This is a genomic window from Pseudomonas sp. RW10S2 (assembly GCF_014268985.1).
Lineage (GTDB): Bacteria > Pseudomonadota > Gammaproteobacteria > Pseudomonadales > Pseudomonadaceae > Aquipseudomonas > Aquipseudomonas wayambapalatensis.
This window is the reverse complement of sequence record NZ_JABWRO010000007.1, coordinates 15,091-27,510: the sequence shown is the minus strand read 5'-3', so window position 1 is coordinate 27,510 and position 12,420 is coordinate 15,091. Positions and strand designations below refer to the sequence as shown.

Here is a 12,420-nt window from a genome sequence, read left to right as displayed (position 1 = left end):
CTTAACCGCGCGGTGCCTGGGCACTGGCGACTTTCACGTTCGAACCTGCCACCGCCGGTGCCGGATTGCTGGCTTCCAGCGCCTGGCGCTGACGGGCGAGGGTGGCGAGGGTTTCTTCACTGGCCATCGGGGTTTCCTCCGGGGTGACCGGCGAGCCTGGGCGCACACGCTGCAGGCCCTTGACCACGATGCGGTCGTCCTTGCTCAGGCCGCTGCGCACGATACGCAGGCCTTCGAGCTTCGGACCCAGTTCCACCGCGCGGTAGGCGGCCTTGTTGTCCTTGTCCATGACCAGCACGAACTTCTTGCCAAGGTCGGTGCCGACCGCTTCGTCATTGATCAGCACGGCGTCGTACTTGGCGCTGCCGACCAGCTTCAGGCGGGCGTAGAGGCCCGGGGTGAACTGGCCGTCGCTGTTGTCGAACACGGCGCGACCACGGATGGTGCCGGTGCGCGGGTTGACCTGGTTGTCGACGAAGTTCATCTGGCCCAGGTGCGGGTTGCCGGTCTCGTTGGTCAGGCCCAGGTACACCGGGGTGGCCTGGCCGCGCTGGCCCTGGCGGGCAAGCTGGGTGTACTTGAGGTAAACGCGCTCGTCGGCGTCGAAGTAGGCGTAGACCTTGTCGGTGGAGACCACGCTGGTCAGCGGGGTGACGTCGGCGGTGACGATGTTGCCAGCGGTGAAGTCGGCACGGCTGACGCGGCCACTGATCGGCGAGGTGACCCGGGTGAAGCTCAGGTTCAGACGGGCCAGGTCGAGCTGGGCCTGGATCGCATCCACCCCGGCGCGGGCTTCGGCGGCGGCGCTGCTGCGCGATTCGGCAAGCTCGGCGGAGATGGCGTTGCTGTCGCGCAGGCGCTCGCCACGGCGGGCTTCGTTGGCGCTGCGGATGGCGGTGGCCTTGGCCTGTTGCAATTGGGCTTCGAGACGACGGACTTCAGCCTGGAACGGGCGTGGGTCGATCTGGAACAGCAGGTCGCCTTTCTTGACCTGGGCGCCTTCGGTGAAGGCCACCAAGTCGATCTGGCCGGAGACGCGCGGGCGGACTTCCACGGTTTCCGGGGCTTCCAGGCGTCCGGTGAACTCATCCCATTCGTTGATCGGCTGCTCGATCACCTTGGCTACGCTCACCTTGGGGGCGGCGGGAGCCTGCATGGCGTCGGGGGTTTTACCGCAAGCGCTGATCACCGCCACTGCCAGGGCAGCGAGGGGATAGCGCAGGGCCTTGAATGAATATTCCATGGAGAACTCCGCCACTGTATTGATAGTGGGCGGATCATGAGTGTGTTGCGTTACAGGAACGAATCGAATGGCGCGAAGGTCATTATCACGCGGAATGATATGTCGAGCCTGTTTATCGATGGCGACACATGTGGCAGTGAGGGGCGCAGTGTTTCGACGTGCCCGCGTACCCCCTCACCACATGGCGAAGTCAGTCCTCGAACCCTTCCAGCACGATCTTGCCCTTGGCCCGTCCACTTTCGATCAGCGCATGGGCGCGACGAAGGTTGGCGGCATTGATGGTGCCGAAATGCTCACCCAGCGTGGTCTTGAGCACACCATCGTCGATCAGTTTCGCCACCCGCTCCAGCAACTCGTGCTGCTTGATCATGTCGCTGGTCTGATAGAGCGAACGGGTGAACATCAGCTCCCAGTGCAGCGACAGCGATTTGCGCTTGAGCGGCACCACGTCGAGGCTGGCCGGATCGTCGATCAGCGCCAGCTTGCCCTGCGGGCGCAGCGCCGCGATCAGTTGCGCAAAGTGACTATCGGTGTGGGTCAGGCTGATCACCAGGTCGACCTCGGGGTAGCCAATGGCGTTCAGTTGCTCGACCAGCGGCTGGCTGTGGTCGATCACATGGTGCGCGCCCAGCTCGCTCACCCACTGACGGGTTTCGGGGCGCGAGGCGGTGCCGATCACGGTCAGGCCGGTGAGTTGGCGTGCCAGTTGAAGCAGGATCGAACCCACGCCACCGGCCGCCCCGATGATCAGCAGGCTCTGGCCGTGACCACCGTTTTCAGGGACGCCCAGTCGGTCGAACAGCAATTCCCAGGCGGTGATCGACGTCAGCGGCAATGCTGCGGCGCTGGCGTTGTCCAGGCTACGGGGCTTGTGGCCGACGATGCGTTCGTCGACCAGGTGCAATTGGCTGTTGCTGCCGGGACGATCGATGGCACCGGCGTAATAGACCTGGTCACCGGGCTGGAACAGGGTGACTTCGGTGCCGATTTCACGGACGGTGCCGACCGCATCCCAACCCAGTACCCGCGGGGCCGTCTTGCCGGCGCCGGCGCGGATCTTGGTGTCGACCGGGTTGACTGAAATGGCCTGGACCTCCACCAGCAGGTCGCGTGGGCCTGGGGTGGGGCGGGGCAGTTCGCTGTCGAACAGGGCCTGGTCGCTGTCGATGGGCAGACCGTGTTCGGTGAAGACGATGGCTTTCATGGGGGTTCCTTGGGTATCGATGAGCGATGGGCATACCTTAGCTAACGTGGTTTGGCTGAAAAACATCGTTATGGAAGTTAGACTTTCAGGTTTTTTTTGAAAGTGTGCTGTGGCAGGGCGAGCCCTGTCGCGGGCTGTCCCGCGAGAGGGCTGTTCTGCTGGCCGATCAGGCCCCGCGTGGTGGGAAGTCCACTTCGGTCCGGGCCACGTTGTTCAGATAGTTGGTCAGGGTCAGCAGCGTCACCTGGGCGATCACGTCGACGATCCGCGCATTGTCCAGGCCACCGGCGCGCACTTCGGCCAGCACACCGTCGGGTACCTGGCCGCGGTTCAGCGTTACCGCGCGGGCAAGCACGGCCACCGGATTCAGGGTGCCGGCGCGTGCGGCCTGCATATCGGCCTCGCTCAGCCCGGACTTGCCGCCGAAGAAGCTGTGCGCGGCCACGCAGTACTCACAACCATTGACCTGGGAAGCAGCCAGTGCCACGACCTCGCGTTCCGCCGGGGTCAAGCTGTTCTTGCCCATGGCCTGGGCCAAGGCCATGTAGCCGTTGAGTGCGGCTGGGGAGTGGGCCATGGTGGCGAAGGCGTTGGGCAGGAAGCCCAGGCCTTTTTCCACGCCTTGCAGGGCAGGGCGGGCGGCTTCAGGGGCTTGTTCGAGGGTCAGGGCGGCGATGCGAGTCATGGTGAATCTCCTGTCTGAGTGGGGAGCTTGTTGTTCAAGCTTGGGTACAGATTACCCAGCAGGAATTGCTATTCGGGTTCAGATCGTCCAGCTTATGCGACTGATCGTCTAAAGCTGGACCTGCCATGGACCGCCTCGCCACGTTGCTCAACCATTTCGACTTCCACGCCTCGACCTTCCACCAAGGCGGCTTCTGCGGCATCTCGCGCTTCGAAGGCGAGCAGCGCAGTGGTCATGTGCATCTGCTGCGCGCAGGTCGCTTGCGTTTCAGGGAGCCGGCCGGCCAGGAGCAGGTGCTGGAAGAGCCCAGCCTGATTTTGCTGGTACGCCCTCAGTCCCACCAACTGCTGGCCAGCGAGGCGGACAATGCCGAGCTGGTCTGCGCCACGTTGGATTTCACCGGCGGCCCGGACAATCCGCTGACCCGTGCACTGCCGGACGCGCTGGTAAGCCCGCTGAGCGCCCTGACCGGGCTGCAGGCCAGCAGCGACTGGCTGTTCACTGAAGCCTTCGGCGACGATTGCGGTCGCGAACTGGTGCTCAACCGGTTGTTCGAGCTGATGGTGATCCAGCTGTTGCGACAGTTGCTCGGGGAGGGCCAGATGGCTTCGGGCATGTTGGCGGGGCTGGCCGACAAGCGCTTGTCGCGGGCGCTGGTGGCGATGCATGACGCGCCTGCGCACAGCTGGAGCGTGGAGGCGCTGGCATCCTTGGCAGGGATGTCGCGGGCGAGCTTTGCCGCGCACTTTCGGACGGTGGTGGGCAGCACGCCGGGGGACTACCTGGCGGATTGGCGTATCGGCCTTGCGCAGAAGCGTATCCGCGAGGGCAGGCCGCTGGCTCTGGTGGCGGATGAGGTGGGGTATCAGAGCCCTTCGGCGCTGGCCAGAGTGTTCAGGCGCAAGACTGGGGTGAGCCCTTCACAGTGGCGGGGATAAGGTTGAGATCACGGCTGTTCTTTTCGCGGGCAAGGTTGCTCCGGCAAAGGCAATCCAATGCCCGCGAAAAGAGCACCACCGTCATCAATGGTCCGCGACAACCTCATCCTGCGACAGCAGCGCCTTGGCCAGCTCTTCATCACTGACCTGCAACCCAGGATGGCTCTTGCGCACCTGCTCCAGCGCCGACTCCACATAGGCTCCGCGAATCGCGCCGCCACTGGCCACGAACGCAGACAGTTCGTCGCGTGCCGGGATGATCCGTTTGTCATCCTTGAATGTGGAGTAGAGCGAAGCAGAAACACCTGCCGAGGTGGCCACGTCGCCCGCGTCGACGCGGGCCAGGGCGGACCCTGCGGGGATGCACAGCAGCAGTGCCGGAACAAGCAGTGAATAACGCATGATCAGTCCTCCAGAAGCATTACAGCCCAAGGGATCTCGTGCATGCAATTAAGAGATGAGGCCATTGGCCAGAGTTCCCCCTGCAAGTAATTGCCAGACGAGCGACCGCATATCGGCTGCCCGGCTTCATCAACAATTGCGGCTTACACTATCAGCATTCTTGATACTGTCAGTGCACCTGCTGTTTTGCTGAAGTTGTGACCGTAGACTCATTCGTAACCGGCCACCCGAGCCGGCTCACAACTACAAGAAGCAAGTGGAGACACGAATGAGTAGCCAAGTTTCGTTCGAAGACCTCCCACTCAGCCGTTTTCATATCAAGACGGTGTTCAGTGGTACGGGCGGTCAATTCAGTGACGGATTCGTGCTAGGGATTATCGGCATCGCGGTCAGCATGGCGGCGGGGCCGTTGCAATTGAATGCGCTATGGATGGGTTTGCTCGGCGCGGCGTCACTGGCCGGTCTGTTTCTCGGCAGTTTGTTTGCAGGGCCCTTGGCCGATAAGTTCGGCAGGCGCCGTATCTTTGCCTGGGACATGTTGCTGTTCGCGGTTATTTCAGCTTCGCAGTTCTTCGTTACTTCCCCCGAGCAACTTCTGGCACTGCGCCTGCTGCTCGGACTGGTGCTGGGGTTCGACTATGTGGTGAGCAAGTCGCTGGTCACCGAGTTCGCCCCACGCCGTTATCGCGGGCGTTTGTTGAGTGTCCTGGCCGCCGCCTGGGCCGCAGGTTATGTCGCCGCATACCTGGTGGGCTTCGCCATTCGTGATATCGGCCCGGACGCTTGGCGCCTGATGCTGGCCTTGAGCGGCGTGCCGGCCTTGTTGATCCTGCCGTTGCGCCTGGGTGTGCCGGAGTCGCCGATCTGGCTGATGGCGCGCGGTCGCAGTGCCGAGGCGCTGACCATCGTCCAGGCCAAGTTCGGTGCGCACGTGACCTTGCCTGCCGCACCACCGGCAGCGGCGCAGCAACGCGGCAGCTTCAGCGAGCTGTTCAGCCGCCGCTGGCGCAAGAACACCCTGGTCGGCTGCGTGTTCTACACCTGCCAGGTGATTCCGTTCTTCGCCTTGGGCACCTTCGCGCCGCGTGTGCTCGAAGCACTGAACGTGCAGGACAAGTTCGTCGGCGGCCTGGTCTACAACGTGCTGTTGATGCTTGGCGCATTGTTCGGCCTGCTGATCATCGACCGCATTTCGCGCCGCAGCTTCCTGATCGGCACCTTCTATCTGAGCGCCGTGGGCCTGGCCGTACTGGCCTGGGCCAGCTTCGGGGCGCTGGGCACCATCATCGCGTTTGGCTTCTTTGCTTGCGTGCTTGCGGCAGCGGTCAACCTGGAGTTCGTCTACCCGCCGGAGCTGTTCCCCACCCACCTGCGTGCTTCGGGCATCGGCCTGGCCGTGGCCGCCAGCCGCTTCGGCTCGGCGTTCGCCACCTTCCTGTTGCCGATCGCCGTGCAGCATCTGGGGGTGCACACGGCGCTGGGCGTGTGCGTCGGGGTGCTGCTGTTTGGTGGTGTGTTCTGCCACCTGTTCGCCCCGGAAACCAGCCAGGAGCGCCTGGCAGCGGTGACGCCGGACGATGGTGCCGGCAAGCCGGAAGAACGGCCGTTGAACGCCCATTGATCATCAACACGGGAGCTTGAGCATGCCTGGCAACAGACTCATCGACATGTACGCGGTCCAGGTGTTCATCGCTGTGGCCGAGGAGGGCAGCATGTCCGGTGCGGCCAGTCGCATGGGCATCTCCCAATCCGGGGTGTCGCAGTTGGTACGCCAGCTGGAGGACGATCTTGGCGTGGTGCTGGTGGACCGCACCACGCGGCCGCTGACCCTGACTACGTTCGGCCTGGCCCTGCGTAACCGCGGCGCGCTGCTCAGCGAGGAGTTGTCCAATCTCAAGGCGCAGGTGCTCGATGCCGGGCGCGGGGTCAAACCCGACCTGCGCATTGGCCTGGTCGATTCCTTCGCCGCTACCTGTGGCTCGATGTTCACCCGCCAGATGCTTGGCCAGGTCACGCAGTTGTCGGTGCGCACCGGCCTCAGCCCGCAGCAGGGCGAGTCGTTGCTGCGCCGCGACCTGGACCTGATCGTCACCAGCGATCCGCTGATGGATGCCAACGACGTGATCCGCTATCGCTTGTTCACCGAGCGCTATTTCGTGATTACGCCCAAGGCGCTGGGGCGAGAGCTGCACAGCCTCGACGATGTGCGGGCGCTGGCCAATGTGTTGCCGGTGGTGCGTTTCAATCGCCTGTCGCAGGTCGGCCTGCAGATCGAGCGGCACCTGCGCGGCCTCAATGTGCGGGTGCCCAACCGCCTGGAGCTGGACAACGCCGACGCCCTGACCGCAATGGTCGCCGAAGGCATCGGCTGGGCGGTGACCAGCCCGATGTGCTTTCTGCAGGCCATGCCCTGGGTCGACAACGTCACCGCGCACCTGACGCCTGAGCTGAGCCTGGAGCGCTCGCTCTATCTGGTGGCGCGGCGCAACGAATACGGCGCCTTCTTCGCAGATGCCTGCGAGTCGGCGCGTGCTGTCATCCTCGATGCCTTCCTGCCGCGGCTTGCGGCGCTGGGCAAGGGCGTCGAGGCATTAGTCAAATTCGAAGAGGGAAATACCCGTGAGTACTTTTGATCGCCTCGATACACGCGTCGAGCAGGACTATGTGGGCGAAGTGCGAATTGGCGCCGACAAACTCTATGGCGTGAACTCGCTGCGCGGCTTCGACAACCTGAGCGTGTCGCCGCTGAGCATCGCCCATTACCCGGCCTTTCGTGATGCCTTTGCCCAGTGCAAGTGGGCCGCTGCGCTGGCCAACCATGAATGCGGCGTGATCGCCCAGGCCCAGGCCGACGCCATTGCCCAAGCTTGCCAGGCGGTGATGGCCGGTGCATGCGACGACTCGCTGATCGTCGATCTGCTGGAGGGCTCAGGCGGCACCTCGACCAACATGAACTTCAACGAAGTCATCGCCAACCGTGCCCAGCAGTTCCTCGGCCATGCGCCGGGCAGCTATGAGGTGGTGCACCCCAACGACCACGTCAACATCTCCCAGTCCACCAACGACGTGTACCCGGCGGCATTGAAGATCGCCACCCACGCCATGCTTGCCGGGCTGATCGAGCAGGTGCGCCTGCTGGCCCAGGTGTTCGATGCCAAGGCGCTGCAGTTCGCCGATATCCTGCACTTGGGCCGCACCTGCCTGCAGGACGCCCAGCCCATGCGTCTGGGGCAGTTGTTCGGGGGGTACGCCGCGCTGACTCACCGCCTGGCCGACGAACTGGTTGCCGTGCGTGAAAAGCTGCACACACTGCCTTTGGGCGGCACCGCCATCGGCACCGGTTTCGGCGCGCCGAAGGCTTACCGCGCGGCGGTCTACCGGCATCTGGTGAAGATCACCGGTGTCGCCTACCAGGCGCCAGCCAACCCCTTCGATGCGATGCAGAACATGGATGTGTTCGGCCGCGTATCTGGTGAGCTGCGTACCTGCGCCACCTCGCTGGCGAAAATCGCCGCCGACCTGACCAAGCTATCGTCGGGGCCGGTGGGCGGCATGGGCGAACTCAAGCTGCCCGAAGCCCAGGCCGGCTCCTCGATCATGCCCGGCAAGGTCAATCCGGTGCTGCCGATGGCGATGATCCAGCTGAGCTTCGCGATCATCGGCAACGATGTGGCAGTGGCTCAGGCAGTGCAGTACGGCGAGCTCGAGATCAACCATTTCGAGCCGGTGGTGGCCTCGCGAGTGTTCGACAGCATCACCTTGCTCACTCAGGGCATCCAGCGTTTTCGTGAAAAGTGCGTGGCCGGCATCCAGGCTGACCAAGCCCGCAACCTGGCGCATTTGACCGATTCGATGGCGGTGGCGACGGCCCTGGTGCCGCGCCTGGGTTATGCCCAGGTCAGCAAACTGGCGCGTCAGTCGGTGCGTGAAGGGCGCTCGCTGCTGGCGATCCTGGCCGAGTCCGGTGTGATGACCGAGGCGCAGGCCATGGCAGCGATCGAGCAGGCGTCGTATCCGGTGTTCGAGCAGCGTTGATTGATGAATCCGCACCTGCAGACAGGTTACCACCTGCTGCAGGCGCGGCGGTTCGGCGCCTCGACTGCCCGCGAAGGCGCCGGAACGCCCGATACAGCGCGCGAAGGATTGAAAGTTGTGTGTTACCAGAGAACTTCTGTTGGCCGGTTGTTGAGTTTCGAACAGCGGTCGTTATATCGAAATGCCCGAATCAAAGCTGAATTTTCTGGTGTGGCCTTGAACTGTTGTTTATTGAACAGCGGGTTGTACAAATAGCCCGTCATCCAACACGTGAATCGCTGAAATATTGTATTCAGTGCCTTGGCACAACAACTGCAATAACCCCATTTGAATACCCGACCGTACTTCGTGAACAACAGCGAAACACGGTCCTATCTATAAATGGGGAGTATCAGTAGTGCGTGCGAAAGTCCGATTTTCCGCTCAGCCGCGTTTCAGCCTGATGACCGCCGCCAGCCTGCCGTTGTTACTGGCCGCCTTCAGCCCGGCAACGCTGGCCGCCGAGGAATCCACCTTGGGCACGGTGACGGTCACCGGCGCTGCGGCAACCGGCGCCCAGCAGGACCAGAAGCGCCTGCAGAAGGTTGCTGGCAACACGGCGGTGGTCGACAACCGCAAAGTCGAGCAGGGCCGTGCGGCCAACGCCGAGGACGTACTGGCGCTGCAGCCCGGTGTGTTCGCCCAGGGCACCAGCGGTACTGCTGCGAACAAGATCTCGATCCGCGGCTCGGGGCTCAACACCTTCTACCAAGGCTACGTGCTGGGCACCAAGTTCCTCTTCGACGGTCTGCCGATCACCGGCCCCGGCGGCACCCAGGAAGACTTTCTCGACATGCAGGCGGTGGATCACACCGAGGTGCTCTACGGCGCCAACGCTTACGAGTACGGCGCGTTGGCGCTGGGCGGGGCGATCAACATGGTGAGCAAGACCGGCCGCACCGACCCCGGCAACTACGCGCGCTTCGAAGTCGGCAGCTATGGCTACCGCAAGCAGCAGCTGAGCACCGGTGGAGTGGTGGGCGACAGCGATTACTACATCAACGTGCTGCACAACGAGCGCGACGGCTACCAGGACCACGCCAGCAACGAAGGCCGTGGCATCGCCGCCAACTTCGGCCACGTGTTCAGCCCCAAGCTGCAGACCCGTGTGTTCTTCAAGTACCGCGAAGAGCAATTGATCAACGGCAACACCCTGACCCGCGCACAGCTCAAGCATGATCCGCGCAGCAATCTGGTGCCCACCGGGCGGCGCAAGGACGGCACCACCTTCATCGGCAACAAGACCACCTACACCTTCGACGATGGCGCCAGGCTCGAAGTCGGCGCGTCGTACAACAACTACCCGCTGCTCAATGGCTGGCGTTATGCCGTGGCGCCGCAGGATTGGCGCTCGAAGGATATCAACCTGACCCTGCGCTACCTGCGTACCGGCGACACCTTCCTCGGCCTGCCCAGTGACAGCAGCGTGATCTTCAGCAACACCCGCGCCTACCTGGCCGATGTCAAGGCGCACAGCCGCGCCACCGGGCTCAAGACCCAGGAAACCAACTACACCGGTTCGCGCGATACCGTGCTGACCCTGGCCAACGAGCTGCAACTGGCCGATGACCTGTGGTTGTCGTCGGGGCTCTCGTTCGTCAACATCCGCCGCAAGGGCGAGATCGAGGCGAGCACCCTGACCGCGGCCAACCGCAGCAACTTCCCCACTAGCGTCGAATACGTCGAGAACGACCTGGCGCCGCGCCTGGGCCTGCGCTACCAGATCAACCCCGAATTCCAGCTGTTCAGCAACGTCAGCCGCAGTATCGACCCGCCGGTGACCTGGCAACTGGGCAGCACCAGCAATCCTTTCCTCTACGATGTCCGGCCGCAGAAGGCCACCACCTTCGAGGTGGGGGTGCGCGGCAACCACGGGATCTTCGATGGCAGCCTGACCCTGTATCGCTCCTGGGTGCAGAAAGAGCTGTTGACCGTGGTCGTGCAACAGGCAACCGCCACCCAGGACCAGCTCACGGCCACCTCCAACGCCAGCCCGACCCTGCATCAAGGCATCGAGGCGGGGCTCAATGCGTTGCTGTGGACCGGTGCCAACGGCGACACGCTCGACCTGCGCCAGGCCTACACCCTCAACGACTTCAAGTATCGCCACGACGAACGTTTCGGCGACAACGAGCTGCCCGGCCTGCCGCGCCAGGTCTACCAGGCCGAGCTCGCCTATCGCCAGGCCAGTGGTTTCTACGCCTCGCTCAACCTGCGTGCGGCGTCGAGCTACTACATCGACTACGCCAACACCTGGCAGACCCCGTCGTACCTGTTGTGGGGCGCCAAGTTCGGCTACCAGGCGCCAAACCGCAAGTGGGAGGTATTCGCCGACCTGCGCAACCTCACCAACCAGCGCTATGCCAGTGCCACCAACACGGCCTATGACGCAGGCGGGCGCGATTCTGCGAATTTCTACCCAGGGGACGCGTTCAACGTGACCACTGGCGTTGCCTTCCGATTCTGAGTGCACGGAGAGCCTCATGAGCACAGATGTAGCGCAGATGAGCCTGGGCATGAACATCCTGGGGTTCGGCGCCCACGCCGGAGCGTGGCGCCAGGGCGAGGCGGCCATCGACGCCTATGTCGATGTCGCCTACTACCGGGATATTGCCCGGATTTCGGAAAAGGGTTGTCTGGATGCGGTCTTTCTCGCGGATGGCCCGGCGTTGCCCGGCGATGTCGCCAGCCAGCCGGGTGGACGGCTGGAACCGACCCTGCTGCTGACCGCCTTGGCCGCCGCCACCGAGCGCATCGGGGTGATCGCCACCTGTTCGAGTACCTACAACGAACCGTTCAACCTGGCCCGGCGCATCGCCTCGCTGGATCACATCAGCGGTGGGCGCGCCGCATGGAACGTGGTCACCAACGCCGGCGACGCGGCCGCGCAGAATTTCGGCCTGTCGGGTGCGCCGCTGCATGTCGATCGCTATGGCCGCGCAGAGGAATTTCTCGAGGTGACGCTCAAGCTGTGGGACAGCTGGGAAGAAGATGCCGTGATCGGTGACCGGGCGGGAGGGCGTTTCGCCGATCCGGACAAGATCCACACCCTCGATTTCAAGGGGCGGCACTTTCAGGTCAAAGGTCCGCTGAACCTGCCACGCTCGCCCCAGGGGCGTCCGGTGCTGGTCCAGGCGGGTTCTTCCGAAGGCGGCAAGGCGCTGGGGTCGCGCTATGCCGATGCAATCTTCACCACCCAGACCACCTTGCCTGACGGGCAAGCCTTCTACCGGGAGATGAAGGCCCGCGCCAAGGCCTGGGGGCGAGACCCGAGGCACCTGAAGATCATGCCGGGGCTGTCGACGGTGATCGGCAGCACCGAGGCCGAGGCCCATGCGCGTTTCGACGAGCTCAACGCCTGGCATGGCGAGCATGGCCTGTTGCAGCAAGTGGCCGGACGCATCGGTATCGATGCCCGCGAGCTGGACCCGGATGCACCCTTGCCCTGGGCCAGGATCGGCCCGGTGGCAGCGTTCGAGCAGGGCTCCCATGGCTTTCTCGAGGCGCAGCTGAACCTGGCCCGGCGCGAAAACCTGACCATCCGCCAGTTGTCACGACGCATCCTGGTGGGCCATCGGCTGGCGGTCGGCACCCCTGAGCAGGTCGCCGACACTCTGGCCGAGTGGTTCCTGGCCGGGGCGGGAGATGGTTTCAACATCATGCCCGACATGTTTCCTTCAGGCGCGCGGGTGTTCGTCGAGGAAGTGGTGCCGTTGCTGCAGCGGCGCGGATTGTTTCGACGCGAATACCAGGGCAGCACGCTGCGCGAGCACCTTGGCCTGCCCAAGGCAGTGAACCAGTTCTCGTTGCGGACATGACCCCCGATAAAGGGGAATTGCAGTGGGGAATCGCCCCCACTGCGATCCCTTTGGAC

The 12,420-nt window shown here is 63.8% G+C and carries 10 protein-coding genes; 6 read left to right on the top strand and 4 right to left on the bottom strand.

What is annotated here, in order from left to right; all coding sequences use genetic code 11:
- Position 1: 1 nt before the first annotated feature.
- From mexE to HU729_RS03040, 3 genes are all read right to left on the bottom strand, one after another.
- Positions 2 to 1,243, bottom strand: a complete 1,242-nt coding sequence (mexE, locus tag HU729_RS03050) for a multidrug efflux RND transporter periplasmic adaptor subunit MexE (RefSeq protein ID WP_186664453.1) — start codon at positions 1,241 to 1,243, stop codon at positions 2 to 4.
- 190 nt (positions 1,244 to 1,433) lie between these two features.
- On the bottom strand, positions 1,434 to 2,447 hold the full coding sequence (locus tag HU729_RS03045; protein WP_186708308.1) for a zinc-binding alcohol dehydrogenase family protein: 1,014 nt from the start codon (positions 2,445 to 2,447) through the stop codon (positions 1,434 to 1,436).
- Positions 2,448 to 2,613: 166 nt separating this feature from the next.
- Positions 2,614 to 3,132 carry a carboxymuconolactone decarboxylase family protein gene (locus HU729_RS03040; RefSeq protein ID WP_186664457.1) on the bottom strand — a complete coding sequence of 173 codons (519 nt, stop codon included), beginning with the start codon at positions 3,130 to 3,132 and terminating at the stop codon, positions 2,614 to 2,616.
- A gap of 125 nt (positions 3,133 to 3,257) precedes the next feature.
- Here HU729_RS03040 and HU729_RS03035 point away from each other — a divergent pair, with 125 nt between their 5' ends.
- On the top strand, positions 3,258 to 4,070 hold the full coding sequence (locus HU729_RS03035; protein WP_186708306.1) for an AraC family transcriptional regulator: 813 nt from the start codon (positions 3,258 to 3,260) through the stop codon (positions 4,068 to 4,070).
- An 84-nt stretch (positions 4,071 to 4,154) separates the two neighbouring features.
- Here the strand turns inward: HU729_RS03035 and HU729_RS03030 are convergent, their stop codons facing one another.
- A complete protein-coding gene (locus HU729_RS03030) occupies positions 4,155 to 4,472 on the bottom strand; it encodes a DUF2388 domain-containing protein (RefSeq protein WP_186664460.1) in 318 nt (105 codons plus the stop codon).
- A gap of 268 nt (positions 4,473 to 4,740) precedes the next feature.
- Here HU729_RS03030 and HU729_RS03025 point away from each other — a divergent pair, with 268 nt between their 5' ends.
- The 5 genes from HU729_RS03025 to HU729_RS03005 all read left to right on the top strand — a co-directional run bounded on the left by HU729_RS03025 (position 4,741) and on the right by HU729_RS03005 (position 12,364).
- Entirely contained in the window at positions 4,741 to 6,093 is a 1,353-nt protein-coding gene (locus HU729_RS03025) for an MFS transporter (RefSeq protein ID WP_186708304.1), read from the top strand.
- Positions 6,094 to 6,115: 22 nt separating this feature from the next.
- Entirely contained in the window at positions 6,116 to 7,105 is a 990-nt protein-coding gene (locus tag HU729_RS03020; protein WP_186708302.1) for a LysR family transcriptional regulator, read from the top strand.
- Positions 7,092 to 8,507, top strand: a complete 1,416-nt coding sequence (locus tag HU729_RS03015; RefSeq protein ID WP_186664466.1) for an aspartate ammonia-lyase — start codon at positions 7,092 to 7,094, stop codon at positions 8,505 to 8,507. The genes HU729_RS03020 and HU729_RS03015 overlap by 14 nt, the downstream gene beginning before the upstream one ends.
- A gap of 397 nt (positions 8,508 to 8,904) precedes the next feature.
- Positions 8,905 to 11,013, top strand: a complete 2,109-nt coding sequence (locus HU729_RS03010; protein WP_346655283.1) for a TonB-dependent receptor — start codon at positions 8,905 to 8,907, stop codon at positions 11,011 to 11,013.
- A 16-nt stretch (positions 11,014 to 11,029) separates the two neighbouring features.
- Positions 11,030 to 12,364, top strand: coding sequence for an LLM class flavin-dependent oxidoreductase (locus tag HU729_RS03005; protein WP_186708300.1), 1,335 nt, complete (start codon positions 11,030 to 11,032; stop codon positions 12,362 to 12,364).
- Positions 12,365 to 12,420 lie beyond the last annotated feature (56 nt).

Bases quoted from the DNA above. Each gene is read 5' to 3' on its own strand.
- HU729_RS03040 (WP_186664457.1), bottom strand. From the start codon at position 3,132: ATGACTCGCATCGCCGCCCTGACCCTCGAACAAGCCCCTGAAGCCGCC.
- HU729_RS03020 (WP_186708302.1), top strand. From the start codon at position 6,116: ATGCCTGGCAACAGACTCATCGACATGTACGCGGTCCAGGTGTTCATC.
- HU729_RS03045 (WP_186708308.1), bottom strand. From the start codon at position 2,447: ATGAAAGCCATCGTCTTCACCGAACACGGTCTGCCCATCGACAGCGAC.
- HU729_RS03025 (WP_186708304.1), top strand. From the start codon at position 4,741: ATGAGTAGCCAAGTTTCGTTCGAAGACCTCCCACTCAGCCGTTTTCAT.
- HU729_RS03005 (WP_186708300.1), top strand. From the start codon at position 11,030: ATGAGCACAGATGTAGCGCAGATGAGCCTGGGCATGAACATCCTGGGG.
- mexE (WP_186664453.1), bottom strand. From the start codon at position 1,243: ATGGAATATTCATTCAAGGCCCTGCGCTATCCCCTCGCTGCCCTGGCA.
- HU729_RS03035 (WP_186708306.1), top strand. From the start codon at position 3,258: ATGGACCGCCTCGCCACGTTGCTCAACCATTTCGACTTCCACGCCTCG.
- HU729_RS03030 (WP_186664460.1), bottom strand. From the start codon at position 4,472: ATGCGTTATTCACTGCTTGTTCCGGCACTGCTGCTGTGCATCCCCGCA.